Source organism: Pseudomonas anguilliseptica (genome assembly GCF_900105355.1).
In the GTDB taxonomy this organism is placed as follows: domain Bacteria; phylum Pseudomonadota; class Gammaproteobacteria; order Pseudomonadales; family Pseudomonadaceae; genus Aquipseudomonas; species Aquipseudomonas anguilliseptica.
Map to the genome: position 1 here is coordinate 3202517 of NZ_FNSC01000001.1, position 12820 is coordinate 3215336.

Annotated in this window: 8 protein-coding genes, 4 pseudogenes and 1 riboswitch; of the genes and pseudogenes, 6 read left to right on the top strand and 6 right to left on the bottom strand. The window is 61.1% G+C overall.

Features of this window, described 5'->3' with window-relative positions; all coding sequences use genetic code 11:
• Positions 1–9: 9 nt before the first annotated feature.
• The 3 genes and pseudogenes from BLW24_RS15470 to BLW24_RS15480 form a co-directional block, all read right to left on the bottom strand.
• A pseudogene (locus BLW24_RS15470) lies at positions 10–2514 on the bottom strand (5-oxoprolinase/urea amidolyase family protein); the annotation flags it as partial.
• A pseudogene (locus BLW24_RS15475) lies at positions 2493–2798 on the bottom strand (helix-turn-helix domain-containing protein); the annotation flags it as partial. The pseudogenes BLW24_RS15470 and BLW24_RS15475, both read right to left, overlap by 22 nt.
• Before the next feature lie 142 nt (positions 2799–2940).
• A complete protein-coding gene (locus tag BLW24_RS15480) occupies positions 2941–4017 on the bottom strand; it encodes a putative urea ABC transporter substrate-binding protein (RefSeq protein ID WP_090383512.1) in 1077 nt (358 codons plus the stop codon).
• Between the two features lie 54 nt (positions 4018–4071).
• A riboswitch (guanidine-I (ykkC/yxkD leader) is annotated at positions 4072–4196 on the bottom strand.
• 247 nt (positions 4197–4443) lie between these two features.
• Between BLW24_RS15480 and BLW24_RS15485 the strand changes: the two genes are divergently transcribed.
• Positions 4444–4890: a hypothetical protein gene (locus BLW24_RS15485; protein WP_090383515.1), complete on the top strand. Its 447-nt coding sequence runs from the start codon at positions 4444–4446 to the stop codon at positions 4888–4890.
• An 18-nt stretch (positions 4891–4908) separates the two neighbouring features.
• Here the strand turns inward: BLW24_RS15485 and BLW24_RS15490 are convergent, their stop codons facing one another.
• Complete coding sequence (locus BLW24_RS15490; protein WP_090383521.1) at positions 4909–5835, bottom strand: LysR family transcriptional regulator; 927 nt, start codon at positions 5833–5835, stop codon at positions 4909–4911.
• A gap of 97 nt (positions 5836–5932) precedes the next feature.
• Here BLW24_RS15490 and BLW24_RS15495 point away from each other — a divergent pair, with 97 nt between their 5' ends.
• Both BLW24_RS15495 and BLW24_RS15500 read left to right on the top strand, forming a co-directional pair.
• A complete protein-coding gene (locus tag BLW24_RS15495; RefSeq protein ID WP_090383525.1) occupies positions 5933–7720 on the top strand; it encodes an alkyl/aryl-sulfatase in 1788 nt (595 codons plus the stop codon).
• Between the two features lie 137 nt (positions 7721–7857).
• Entirely contained in the window at positions 7858–8109 is a 252-nt protein-coding gene (locus tag BLW24_RS15500) for a DUF1145 domain-containing protein (protein WP_090383530.1), read from the top strand.
• Between the two features lie 151 nt (positions 8110–8260).
• Here BLW24_RS15500 and BLW24_RS26205 read toward each other — a convergent pair whose 3' ends face one another.
• On the bottom strand, positions 8261–8899 hold the full coding sequence (locus BLW24_RS26205; protein WP_208600182.1) for a potassium channel family protein: 639 nt from the start codon (positions 8897–8899) through the stop codon (positions 8261–8263).
• Between the two features lie 304 nt (positions 8900–9203).
• On the opposite strand from BLW24_RS26205, the pseudogene BLW24_RS15510 reads away from it, so the two are divergent.
• The 3 genes and pseudogenes from BLW24_RS15510 to BLW24_RS15520 all read left to right on the top strand — a co-directional run.
• A pseudogene (locus BLW24_RS15510) lies at positions 9204–10109 on the top strand (LapD/MoxY N-terminal periplasmic domain-containing protein); the annotation flags it as partial.
• A 103-nt stretch (positions 10110–10212) separates the two neighbouring features.
• Positions 10213–11304 (top strand): IS630 family transposase, encoded by a 1092-nt coding sequence (locus BLW24_RS15515; protein ID WP_090375546.1) that lies wholly within the window; start codon positions 10213–10215, stop codon positions 11302–11304.
• A gap of 12 nt (positions 11305–11316) precedes the next feature.
• Positions 11317–12324, top strand: a pseudogene (locus BLW24_RS15520) (GGDEF domain-containing phosphodiesterase); the annotation flags it as partial.
• Between the two features lie 87 nt (positions 12325–12411).
• Here the strand turns inward: BLW24_RS15520 and BLW24_RS15525 are convergent.
• A complete protein-coding gene (locus BLW24_RS15525) occupies positions 12412–12750 on the bottom strand; it encodes a tryptophan synthase subunit beta (protein ID WP_090387759.1) in 339 nt (112 codons plus the stop codon).
• Between the last annotated feature and the right edge of the window lie 70 nt (positions 12751–12820).

Genomic DNA, 12820 nt, shown 5'->3' on the forward strand with positions numbered 1-12820 from the left:
ACCCTACCTCTACTGAGCCTCTTCCAGCACCACTACACGCTGCCCTGCGCGTACCGGCGAGCCGGGCTGCACCCGTACCTCGCGCACCGTTCCGGCGACAGGGGCGAGCAGAGGGATTTCCATCTTCATCGACTCAAGAATCACCAGCACGTCGCCGGCTTTCACTGAGCTGCCTGCCTCGACCTGCACCTGCCAGAGGTTGCCGGCGATATGGCTGTCGATACTGTGCTGGCCGGCGCCGAGCGGCGCGTCATCGCCCAGTTCAGGAGCCACCTCTTCACTGTCGAAATGCGCCTGGCCGGATTCGATCCAGCGCTGGCGTTCGGCGTCGAAGGCGGCGCGTTGCTGGCTGCGGAAGGAGTCGATACCTTCGGCTTCCTTGGCGAGGAAGTCCTGATAGTCGGCCAGGGCCAGCTCGCTGTCCTCGATGCGCAGATCAAAGCGGCCGAGCGGGAAGTCGCGGCGGATCTGCAACAGCTCGTCCGCCGATACCGGGTAGAAGCGGATCTGGTCGAAGAAACGCAGCAGCCAGGGCTTGCCGTGGAAGGCTTTGAGGTCGCGGTAGCGGTTCCACATCTGCAGGGTGCGGCCGACGAACTGGTAGCCGCCGGGGCCTTCCATGCCATACACGCACATGTAGGCGCCGCCGATGCCCACCGAGTTCTCGGCGGTCCAGGTGCGCGCCGGGTTGTACTTGGTGGTGACCAGGCGATGGCGCGGGTCGAGCGGGGTGGCCATCGGCGCACCGAGGTAGACGTCGCCCAGGCCCATCACCAGGTAGCTGGCGTCGAACACGGTCTTGTAGACCTCATCCAGGTTGGGCAGGTCGTTTATGCGGCGGATAAATTCCAGGTTGCTTGGGCACCAGGGCGCGTCCTTGCGCACCGTGGTCATGTACTTGTCGATGGCCAGTTGGCAGGCCGGGTCGTCCCAGGACAGCGGCAGATGGACGATGCGTGACGGTACGCGCAGGTCCTGCGAGGCGCACACCGCATCCCACTCTCCGACGACGGTATCGAGCAGTTGCTGCAGTGGAAGGGTTTCCGGCTGGTAGTGCACCTGCAGCGAGCGAATGCCTGGCGTCAGGTCGATCACACCGCTGAGGTTTTTCGCTTCAAGCGCCTGCATCAGCGCATGGCCGCGGAAACGCAGCACCAGGTCCAGCTCCGGCTGGCCGATTTCCAACAGCAGATGGGTGTCGCCGGAGAGGCGCGCCACCAGGCGTTTGTCGTCCTGGCCGATGTCGAGGACGATGGGCGAGGTGAGGGAGGTCGTGGCTTTTGTGGGAGGGGCTTTAGCCGCGACATCAGTGCTGCTTGGGTCGCGGCTAAAGCCCCTCCCACAGAGATCGGCGCACTCGAGATTTTTCGTTCTGGCCAGTTGCCGTGCGACTTCGATGCTTACGGGCATGAAACGCAGCTTGTCACCAGCCTTGAGTTGCCCCAGTTGCCACAGGTCCGCCTCGATAATGGTCACCGGGCAGGCGAAGCCGCCCAGGCTCGGGCCGTCCGGGCCGAGGATCACCGGCATGTCGCCGGTAAAGTCCACGGCTCCAATCGCGTACGGATTGTCGTGGATATTCGACGGGTGCAGGCCGGCTTCACCGCCGCTGTCGCGCACCCACTCCGGTTTCGGGCCGATCAGGCGCACGCCGGTGCGGCTGGAGTTGAAGTGCACTTCCCAGTCGGTGGCGAGGAAGCGGTCGATATAGGCCGGGGTGAAGTATTCCGGCGCGCCGTGCGGGCCGTAGATCACGCGAATTTCGCGCACGGCGGGCAGGGCGGTGCACAGCGCGGCGGGCAGTTGCGCGCCGTTGCTCGTATTGCCGAGAGGTGGAATGTGCAGCACATCGCCGGCGGGCAGGGCGCGGCCGCCGTGCCCGCCGAACTGGCCGAGGGTGAAGGTGCTTTTCGAGCCCAGGTACTCGGGCACCTGCAGGCCGCCGCGCAGGGTGAGATAGGAACGCGCACCTGAGCCGGCGATGGTGCCGAGGCTCAGGGTGCTGCCGGCCTTGATCAGCAGCGCGGTATTCATCGGCTGTGCAACGCCATCCACGCTCAGCGGAATCGCCGCGCCGGTCACCGCCACCACCGCATCGGTGTTGAAGCGCAGCAGCGGGCCGCTCATGGTGATTTCCAGGCCGGCGGCGCCTTCCGCGTTGCCCAGCAGGCGGTTACCCAGGCGCAGGGCACGGTCGTCCATCGGGCCGGACGGTGGCACGCCGACCGCCCAGTAGCCGAGGCGGCCGGGGAAGTCCTGCACCGTGGTCTGGGTGCCGGCGGACAGCACCTCGAAGGTGTTCGCCTGGTAGACCAGGCCTTCCAGGCAGCGGGTCCAGGGCGAGCCGCTGGCGAAGGGCGTGTCGACCAGGATCTGCCGCAGGTACTGGCTGTTGGTTTCCACGCCGTACAGCAGGGTGTCGGCCAGGGCCTGGTTCAGCGCGGCGCTGGCTTCTTCGCGGGTTGGCTGCCAGGTGATGACCTTGGCGATCATCGGGTCGAAGTAGGGCGGAACCCCTTGATCTTCGCTTCGTTGAGCTTGCGAGGCGCTCCACTGCGCCGCAGGTCACTCAGCCCCTCCAGACCGGTCTCCTGGTAGCGTTTACGCCATTTGAAGACCACTGGCGCAGAGACTTGCAGCTGCTCGCTGATCTCCTTGGGCGTGAGACCGTTGGCCAGCAGCAACAGAATTCTGGCCCGCTGGCCGATGCTCTGAGGCAGCGATCCCATGCGTAACCAGCCTTGCAGCATGTCGGCATCACTGGGACTCAAGAAGAATGGGGCTGCTGGCCGGGCCATATGGGAGCTCAATTCATGACGATAGAGCGCGCAGTATACTGGCCCGGCATTGGATTAACGAATTTTACAGACAGTTCACTAGGGTTGTGCGCCCTGGCGGTGCGTGGCGGTGCCCGTGTGCTGCATTGCGGGGCGCTGCGCGTTACAGATTTTTCTCGGCGGCCATTTGCATATAGCTGCCATCGAAACGCAGCAGGATGTTGTCGGCATTGCCCAGGCTACGTTCACCACTGAAGGCGATACCCAGCTTGTCCAGGCCCTTGCCGTCGTTTCCGAGCAGCTTCTGCTGGTCGGCGAACTGGGCGACCCGCTGCATCAACTCGGGCATCTTGTTGGCGCGGGCAAAGGCCAGGGCGTAACGCGGCGAGTAGAACGAGCGCAGGGTGTCGAGTTGCTGGCTGAAATCTTCCGGCGTGGTGCCGGCGGCGCTGGCCATCTTGGCTCGCGCAGTTCTCCCCGCATCGGTGGGCATGCCCATCAGGCGCTGGGTTTCGAACCAGGCGCCGGTCAGCGCCTTACCCAGTTCCGGGTGGGCGGCGAGGACCTTGCTGTTGACCACGGTGAGGTCGACGATCTCGCCGGGAATCAGGTTGGAGCTGAATACCTGGCTGACCTGGGTCTGCTGCTTGATCTTGGCCAGGATTGGGTTCCAGGTGATTACCGCATCGCCCTGGCCGGCGAGAAAGGCCTCGGCAATCTGCGTGTCCGACACGTGCTCAATGGTCACATCCGCAGGCGTGAGCAGGGCCCATTCCAGGGCGCGGCTGAGCAGGTAGTGCGACACCGAGTTCTCCAGCAGCAGCACGGTCTTGCCCTTGAGGTCTTTCAGCGTCAGGCCCGGGCCACGCAGCAGAATGGCATCGGCGCCGTTGGAGAAGTCACCGATGATCAGCGCGGTGGAGTCCACGCCGGCAGCGGCTGGGATGGTCAGCGCATCCATATTGGTCATCGAGCAGGCATCGAACTCACCGGCGCTGTAACGCTCGATGGAGCCGACGTAATCCGGCACCTCGCTGACGTCGACGCGGATGCCGTACTGCTCGGCCCACTTGTTGACGATGCCTTCGCTGGCGGCATAGCCCCAGGGCATCCAGCCGGCGAAGATCGACCAGCACAGCTTGAAGGTTTTCGGCTCACTCGCAGCATGGGCCGGTTGCAGCAGCAGGGCGGCGAGCAGGCAGGTGGCAGTCAGGCGGGCGAGCAGGGTGCGTAGGGGCATGGGTAACTTCGGGTCAGTCAGCGGGAACAGGAAAGCGAACAGCGGTGCTGTGCGTTCTCCCGGGCTTTTATCCCGCCGTGTAACCCCATGGCCGTGGCCACTGCTTGAGGTCGTCGACTCTCGGACCAGCCATTCGCTGCAGGCTTGCTCAGCGAACCGGAACCCTAGTCGACCATTGCAGATTGTCTGGCTGCAAGCTGCTTGCCGCTGTACGCATTTCCTTTATGCGCAGAACGCTAAGCGAGGACTGTGCCAGGTTGGCCTGTGTAAGCCGAAGCGAAGGCAGTATCAGTGCTGAGATAATTTGTCATGAAATCTGCAGAGCAGGCGCTGCGCACTGGATGGCCTGCGCCGTTGTCTATTCATTGGTAGCAATCCCTGGCAGCGACAACGGTCGTTGCCGCATCCGCGGTCGAGGAGGCCGCCATGTCATACAAATCCATGCTGCTGGCGTTGTTGGTTTTGACTTTAAGCGGTTGCGCGGTCTATGGCGGCGGTAGTGGTTATGGCCACCGTGGTTATGATCGCGGCCATTTGAATACCTACTATCAGGTACAGCGCTACCCGGTTTGTGTGGTGCCGCAGCCGCAACGCTACAAGGCTTACCAGCATGACGGGCGACGCTACGATGATCACCGTCACCCATCGCGCTATTACGTGCCGGCCCCGCAGCCGCGCCATTACCAAACGCACAAATACCAGAAGCGCCATGATTACCGCGTTGTGCAACCGCAGGCTGGCTGGGATGGCCGCCGTGACCATTACCGCGACCATCAGCAGCGCGCGCAGCGTCATGATGCCCAATGGGGCGGAGAGCGCCGAGGTGGTGATCGACGCGATGATCGTAAGGGTTGGGAGCGGCAGCGCAACTGACCACTATTCCCAGATGCGCTACGAATTCGGCTCGCCTTCAAGCTGACGGCCGAAGAGTCGATCTTCGGCCAGTATCTCTTCCCGCATGGCCTGCGCCGCTGGAGACAGACTATGCCCCGCGCGGCTGATCAGGGCGTAGGCGGATTGCTCGGTCAACGCACCTGCTTCCAGCGGCAGCCGGGCCAGGCGTCCGGTCTGGATATCCTCAGCCACCACATCCCAGGGCGCCATGCTTAGCACGTCGCTGTCGGCCACCAGAGCTTTGAGCACCATAAAGTTGTCGCACTGAATACTCAGCGGCTGTTCGCGGTCGCTGAGTGTGCGCAGGTTCTGCTCGACCGCCTGCGGTAGCTGGGTTCCGGCAATGGGGTAGTCGAGCAGATCGTGCATACGCAGCGTCGGTTGCTCCAACAGTGGGTGCCCTGGGCGGCAGAACAGTACGCCGCTGTGGCGGTGCAGTGGCTCGATGCACAGCGTGGGGTCATCAAGCAGCTCGCGGCTATCGGCGACAAACAACTCCAGGGCGTCATCCAGCAGGCTGCTGCGCAGTTCCAGCCAGTTGCCAATCTGCAGATTGATCCGCACCCGTGGGTAACGCTGCGCCATGCGTCCCAGCGCTCGTGGCACCAGGCGCGCGGCCGGGTAGGGACCGGTGCCCAGACGCAGTTCACCGGTTTGCAGATTACCCAGCTGGCTGACGGCATTCTTCAGCGCGCGGCTGCCGGCCAGCAGGCGTTGGGCATGTTCGAGCACCAGCTGGCCGTGGGTAGTCAGGCTGATACCGCGGCTGTGTCGGTCGACCAGGTTGCAGCCGAGGCTGGCTTCCAGCGCCTGGATGTTACGGCTTAGGGCTGGCTGACTGAGGTGCACGGCTTCGGCGGCGCGGGCGAAATGGCCGTGTTCGGCGAGGGCGACAAAGTGGCGGAGCTGGCGAAGGTCGTTCATGCCTGTAATGCATCGCTATTGAGTTTGGAATGCATTGGAATTATTGACTTCGTTTGGCCAATCTTCCAGCACTGTCAATAACAATGAGCGCCTTCGCATGTTTTCACTCAATCGAACTGCCGCCGTGCTGCTGAGCCTGGCGTTACCCATGGCCGGCCATGCGGCCTTGCCGGAAGAGCAGATCAAAGCCTCGATCCACCCGGAGTTGGCCGAGCACACCCAGCACTTCGCGCAGAAGGTCTACCAGGTGGCCGGCAACGTCTATTCGGCGGTTGGCTGGCAGCTGGGTAACGTGGCGATGATCGAGGCGCCGGAAGGGCTGATCATTATCGACACCGGCGAAGCGGTCAGCGAGTCGCGCAAGATCATGGCCGAGTTCCGCAAGATCAGCGACAAGCCGGTCAAGGCTGTGGTCTACACCCACTTCCATCCGGACCATATCAACGGTGTAAAGGCTTTTGTCACGGAAGAGCAGGTGCGCAGCGGCGAGGTGCAGATCATCGCCCACGAAACCCTGTTGGCCAATGTGGTGGCCCAGGGCGCGTTGGTCGGGCCGATTCTCTCGGTGCGTTCCGGTTACAGCTTCGGCGCCGGCCTGCCGGACAGTGACCACGAGCAGATGAACGCCGGGATCGGCCCGCTGGCCAAGGTCGAGGCTTCGACCTTTATCGCGCCGACCCTGACCTTCAAGGACAAGCTCGACACGCGTATCGCCGGCCTGGATCTGCAGTTTTTGCATGTGCCCAGCGAAGCGCCAGACGAAATCACCGTCTACCTGCCGGATAACCGCGTGCTGATCAGCGCCGAGGTGGAGCAGGGGCCAACCCTGCCGAATATCCACACCCTGCGCGGTACCAAGTTCCGCGACCCGGTGGTGTGGGTCGAGAGCCTGGACAGGCTGCGCGCCTACAAAGCCGAGCATATGGTGCCGCTGCACGGCCGCCCGGTCAGCGGACAGGATAAGGTCGAGGAAGTGCTGCGCATGACCCGCGACGGCATCGCCTATATCCACGACCAGAGCGTGCGCTGGATGAACAAGGGCCTGACTCCGGACGAACTGGTCGAGAAGGTCAAGCTGCCGCCGCATCTGGCCGGCTACACGCCCTATCTGCGCGAGTACTACGGCACGGTGAAACACAGCGTACGGCAGATCTACAACGGCTATCTGGGCTGGTTCCAGGGTGACCCGGTGGCCCTCGATCCGTTGCCGCCGAAAGACAAGGCCGAGCGGTTGATCGCCTTGATGGGGGGCCGGGAAAAACTGCTGCTGGCCGCCGGTGACGCCTACCTAAAAGGCGATTACCAATGGGCCGCCGAGCTTTCCAGCTACGCCATTCAGGCGGACAACGAGGACAAGCTGGCGCGTGATATCAAGGCGCGCAGCTTCCGTAAGCTGGGCTACGCCAGCATGAATATCAACTGGCGTAACTGGTACCTGATGAGCGCCATGGAGCTGGAGGGCAAGCTGGCCGGTGAGGATGTCCAGCAGATGGCCGTGAGCATGCGCAGCGCGTTTCTCTCGGCGGATATGCTGCAAAACTTCCCGGCGCGGATATTCCTGCAGAACTGGATTACCCGTGTCGATCCGGACAAGGCCAATGATGTTGAGCTGACCCTGGGCTTCGGCTTCCCGGATATCGGCGAGCAGTGGGCGCTGGAAGTGCGCCGCGGTGTGGTGCAGTTGCACCAGGGCATCCCCGAGGGCACCACCCTTAAACTGACCCTCGACAAGACGTATCTGGACACTGTGATGAGTGGCGAGAACGGCCTGCTCAAAGGCGCGCTGCTGGGCGATGTAAAGGTCGATGGCAGTCTGCTGGAGATCAAGACCTTCCTTGGCTGCTTCGATTTCAGCGATGAGCCGATTGCCCTGACGCTGCGCTAGCAGGTTTACAGCGGGCACTCGCAATGGGGGCCCGACAATGACCGCAACTGGAGCCTGTGCGCCTCAAACAAAGATCGGCAGGCACACCTTGGTCGGCACTGCATACTCAGCCCTCCCTTAATCGAGGAGTGTGCAATATGCATGTGTTGAGTTTTGCCAAAGGCGCGCTGGCGCTGTTCTGGTTGCTGGCGCTGGCCAATCTATTTGTTCCGCTGGGTGAGGCCAGGTACTGGCCGGTCAACCTGGCAGCTGTCAGCATCTTGGTGGCGCATGTGGGCGAGTTATTACTGTTCAAACAGCGCCTGCAGCAACGCCCTCAGGTGTGGTTGGATCGCGCGCAGGTCATGCTGTTCGGCATGTTGCACCTGCAGGGGTTTCCCAAGCGCTAGACGTCTGCCGACGTTGCTTGTCCATAGCAAGAAGCCGTTCGGGGTGAAATAGGGTTGTCGATTTTATGACGCGGACAGCGGGTTATTCGGCGCACAACAATCGGCAGCCCCGACTGTTTCGTCATGGCCTGCCTCAGAGTTGAACAGTCGCCTATACCTCCGTATCGCGATCGCTCATCAGCATCAGGCTGCGTGCAACTGCAATGGCGATAAACATCACCCCGGCCACGGCTTCCGCTCCGGCCAGTAAACGTGCCGCCGGAGCCAGGGCGTGAATATCGCCGTAGCCTACGGTGGTGAGTGTGACCAGGCTGTAGTAGACAAAGTCATCCAACTGCAAGTTGCCGTGGCTACTCCAAAAGGCATCCGCCACCAGGCTGTTAATCATCTGATAGGCCATGGCAAATGCCAGTGCCAGCAGCAGATAAAAGGCCAGCAGGCCGTAAATCAACTCGCCAGTCACCGGGCGCTCGTGGGTAACGCGGTGAAACAGTGACGCGACCATCGCTAAGTAGAAAACGAACAAGCCGATGCCATGGGTTAGGTTCTCCGGGAGCTCAAGCATCTGCTCAATACCCAATAGCGCCATATTGGTAAAGCCCAGGATCAACACCAGGCTCAGAAATATACGCTTGTGACGCAAGGTGTTAATCGCCGTGACAACCACCAGCAGCAGCGAAGTCCATTGCAGCCATAGTGGCGGCTGCGGCCAACCCATGACCATCACCAGCATTACACTGGCGCCGAACAGCAGGCGCAGGCGAAAGAGCAACAGAAATTTTTGCAACACGGGTCAATCTCCACGTTCAGGCGTGTTCGTTGTGCTGTTGTCCGAACCATTGAGCACGGAGCTGGGGCGGTAATGCCGATCGGGGGCGGACGATGTGTGGATTTAACCCGGCCCCTCCATCATTGTTCTTCGCCCAGCAGGGCTATGCTAAGCGCCGGCATGATAAACCCTGAGTCGTGCCCGTGTGTGAACGCAACATCCCTGAGTGTTCATCTGCAAGGTTTTAATCCTAAGCAGGTTCCCGTGACGTTTGTGTGGGAAAATGCGCGCAGAGTTGCCTTGTTGCATTCGTTAGGAACCCTTGATGTCGTTGTTCAAGCAGTTGTTTATCGCCATCTGTGTGCTGATGTTGGTGAATTTCACCGGCAGTTTTCTGGTCAGCGTCGAGAGCTCGCGTGAGCAACAGGTCAACCAGCTGCGTGCCCATGCCCAGGATGCCGCCACAGCACTGGGCTTGTCGCTCAGCCCGCATGTCAACGATACCGCGATGATCGAGTTGATGGTCAGCTCGATTTTCGACAGTGGCTACTTTGAAAGCATTCGTGTGACCGATCCTGCCACTGGCGAGCTGTTAGTCGAGCGCAGCGGCGTGCCGGTCAGCGGCGAAGCGCCGCAATGGTTTGCCCAACTGGTGGATCTGGAGGCCGCACAGGGTGATGCGATTGTCAGTGACGGCTGGCGGCAAGCCGCGCAGGTGCAGGTGATCAGCCATCCACTGTTTGCCGTCGGTAAGCTCTGGCAGAGCCCTCTGGGCAATCTGCTGTGGCTGACCCTCAGCGGCGTGTTGTGTATTGCTCTGGGTGTGCTGCTGCTCAAGCGTCAGTTGCGCCCGCTGGACTATATGGTTGCGCAGTCCAATGCAATTGCCCGCCGTGAATTCCTCAGCCTGCCGGAACTGCCGAAAACCCCCGAGTTTCGCCGGGTGGTCAACGCCATGAACCAGATGGTTGGCAAGCTTAAGGCATTGTTTGCCGAGGAGGCCGCGCGTAGCGAAGTGCTGCGTGCCGAAGCCTATCAGGACAGCCTGACCGGGCTGGCAAACCGGCGCTATTTCGATTTGCAGCTGCATGCGCGGCTTAACGTTGAGGAGCAGGCCTGCAGCGGTTACCTGCTGTTGCTGCGGGTTAATGACCTAAGCGGCCTTAATCTGCGTTTAGGCGGTCAGCGTACCGATCAGCTGCTGGTCAGCGTCGCCGAGCAACTGCAGCAGCTCAGTCGGGGGCGTTTTGTATTAGTGAGCTGTCTGTAAAATTCGTTAATCCAATGCCGAGCCAGTATACTGCGCGCTCTATCGTCATGAATTGAGCTCCCATATGGCCCGGCCAGCAGCCCCATTCTTCTTGAGTCCCAGTGATGCCGACATGCTGCAAGGCTGGTTACGCATGGGATCGCTGCCTCAGAGCATCGGCCAGCGGGCCAGAATTCTGTTGCTGCTGGCCAACGGTCTCACGCCCAAGGAGATCAGCGAGCAGCTGCAAGTCTCTGCGCCAGTGGTCTTCAAATGGCGTAAACGCTACCAGGAGACCGGTCTGGAGGGGCTGAGTGACCTGCGGCGCAGTGGAGCGCCTCGCAAGCTCAACGAAGCGAAGATCAAGGAAATCCTGACGCTGACGACCCAGCGAGTCCCGCGCGAAGCTACCCACTGGAGCCTACGGTTGATGGCCAAGTACGCTGGGGTCAGCATCTGGCAGGTCGCACAGGTGTGGGCTGCTGCCGACCTCAAGCCGCACCGGTTGAAAACCTTCAAGATCAGTAACGACCCGCACTTTGCAGACAAAGTGGTCGATGTCGTCGGGCTCTATTTGAATCCGCCCGACAACGCCCTGGTGCTATCTGTTGACGAAAAAACACAGATCCAGGCGCTGGACCGCACACAGCCCATGCTGCCGCTCAAGCCCGGGCAGATTGAGCGGCGGACGCATGACTATAAGCGCCACGGTACGGCCAGTCTGTACGCAGCCTTTGACATCCTGACGGGTAAGGTCATCGGCCGTATCACCCAGCGGCACAGGGCCAAGGAGTTTTTGGAGTTCCTTCGACAGATCGACCGCAGCACCCCCGCCGAGCTGGACCTGCATGTAATTCTGGACAACAGCTCGACTCACAAGACCGCTGCCGTCAGGGAATGGCTGGAGAAGCATCCCCGTTTCAAGCTGCACTTCACACCGACCAGCGCCTCGTGGCTGAACGCCGTGGAGGGCTGGTTTGCGCAACTGGAAAGACGGGCGCTTTATCGTGATGCCTTCAGCAGCGTGGCTGACCTGAGAGCGGCGATACGTCGCTTCATTGAGGCTCATAACGAACATTCGGCTAAGCCGTTCCGCTGGAGCAAAACGGCTGAGTCGATTATCAGCTCCGTGCATCGAGCAAAGCTGGCTGTAATTCGGAATGAGTTATTGGATTAACCAGACAGGCCACTAGCGCGTAACCGTGGTGGTGAGTTCGCTCTACTGGCGCCGGGTCTTGCCCGTAGTGAAGTCCAACAACTGGCCGAGCAGCTTGAGCAGACCCTGCACAGCCTGCAGCAGACCGGTGCCAGCGACTGTTTGCCTGTGGCCCACATCGGTTTGACCAGCTTTGCCCCAGGCGCGGCCGAAGATGAGCTGTACCGAGCGTTGGATGCGGCTTTGGCTCTTGCTGCCTGTCAGGTGCAGCCGAGTTGGGCGTTCAATGAATTGGCCGAGCAAGCGCTGGTCGTGGACGAGAGGCAAAGTTGGTACAACCTGCTGGATCAGGCGCTGAAGCATGGCCGCATTCAATTGTTCTTCCAGCCGGTGGTGGCTGCCGACGAGCCCGCGCGGGTGCTGCACCACAAAGTGTTGGCGCGGGTAATTGATGAGCAGGGTGGGGTGATTCCCGCCGGGCGTTTTCTGCCCTGGGTGGAGCGTTTCGGTTGGGCGGCGAGACTGGATCGGGCCATGCTCGGTCTGGTGTTGACGCAACTGCAAAGTCATCAGGCTGCCGTTGCGCTGAGCCTGTCTGGCAGTACCCTGCGTGAACCGCAGGCTCTGGCGGAGTTGTATGCCCTGTTGCAGCAATACCGGCAACTGGGGCCGCGCCTGACCCTGGAGCTGGATGAAGACCAGTTGCCTGATCAGGCCGCGTTGGAAAGCCTGACCCAGCGTCTGCACAGCCTGGGTTTTGGCCTCGGTTTGCAGCACTTTGGTGGGCGCTTCAGCATGATCGGCAACCTGGCCAAGCTTGGCCTCGGTTACCTCAAAGTCGATGGCAGCTTTATCCGCGATATCGACCAGGAAAATGACAAGCGCCTGTTTATCGAAGCCATGCAGCGTGCAGCTAACAGCATAGATCTGCCACTGATTGCCGAACGAGTTGAAACCGAAGGGGAGTGGCAGGTACTGCGCGCCATGGCTATCAACGGCGTACAGGGGCGTCTATTTGGTGAGCCGGGACCTTGGCGCTAGCGCTATCAGCCTTCTAGGAGCGGGCTTGTCCGCGAACTGCTCTTAGACCGACGCGGCAACAGCTCTGAATAGCTGGCCCAGTCAGGGTTAGATCAGCTCCGACTCATCGTCGTTGATCAGTCGATGTAAACCACCCAAGGCGTCTCGTGCCTTGCTACGGCCGACCAGCTTGCCCTGCGCTGCTTCTGGTAGATCAGTAATACGCACCACACCCTTGCGGATCAGTACGGTAATCAGGTCTTCCAGTACCCGGATCATATCCAGGTCACTTTGCTTGAGCTGCAGCAGGCTGCTTTCTACCGTTTGGTTGGCATACCAGGCTTCAGCCTCCTGGCTATCCGCCAGGAGCTCACCATCCATACCTTCGAAAGGCGCTGCCTCAACCTGCTGCAAATTGCCCCAGGCATCACGCTTTACATACAACATCGACCGTTCCTTGCCTTGTTGGCCGCCCTGAATAAACAACCCCGCTTCCTTATGGTAGCGGGGTTGCGGT

What these genes read in the sequence shown, in the direction of transcription:
- BLW24_RS15525 (WP_090387759.1), bottom strand. Translation starts at nt 12,750, where the DNA reads ATGTTGTATGTAAAGCGTGATGCCTGGGGCAATTTGCAGCAGGTTGAG.
- BLW24_RS15490 (WP_090383521.1), bottom strand. Translation starts at nt 5,835, where the DNA reads ATGAACGACCTTCGCCAGCTCCGCCACTTTGTCGCCCTCGCCGAACAC.
- BLW24_RS15500 (WP_090383530.1), top strand. Translation starts at nt 7,858, where the DNA reads ATGCATGTGTTGAGTTTTGCCAAAGGCGCGCTGGCGCTGTTCTGGTTG.
- BLW24_RS15495 (WP_090383525.1), top strand. Translation starts at nt 5,933, where the DNA reads ATGTTTTCACTCAATCGAACTGCCGCCGTGCTGCTGAGCCTGGCGTTA.
- BLW24_RS15485 (WP_090383515.1), top strand. Translation starts at nt 4,444, where the DNA reads ATGTCATACAAATCCATGCTGCTGGCGTTGTTGGTTTTGACTTTAAGC.
- BLW24_RS15480 (WP_090383512.1), bottom strand. Translation starts at nt 4,017, where the DNA reads ATGCCCCTACGCACCCTGCTCGCCCGCCTGACTGCCACCTGCCTGCTC.
- BLW24_RS15515 (WP_090375546.1), top strand. Translation starts at nt 10,213, where the DNA reads ATGGCCCGGCCAGCAGCCCCATTCTTCTTGAGTCCCAGTGATGCCGAC.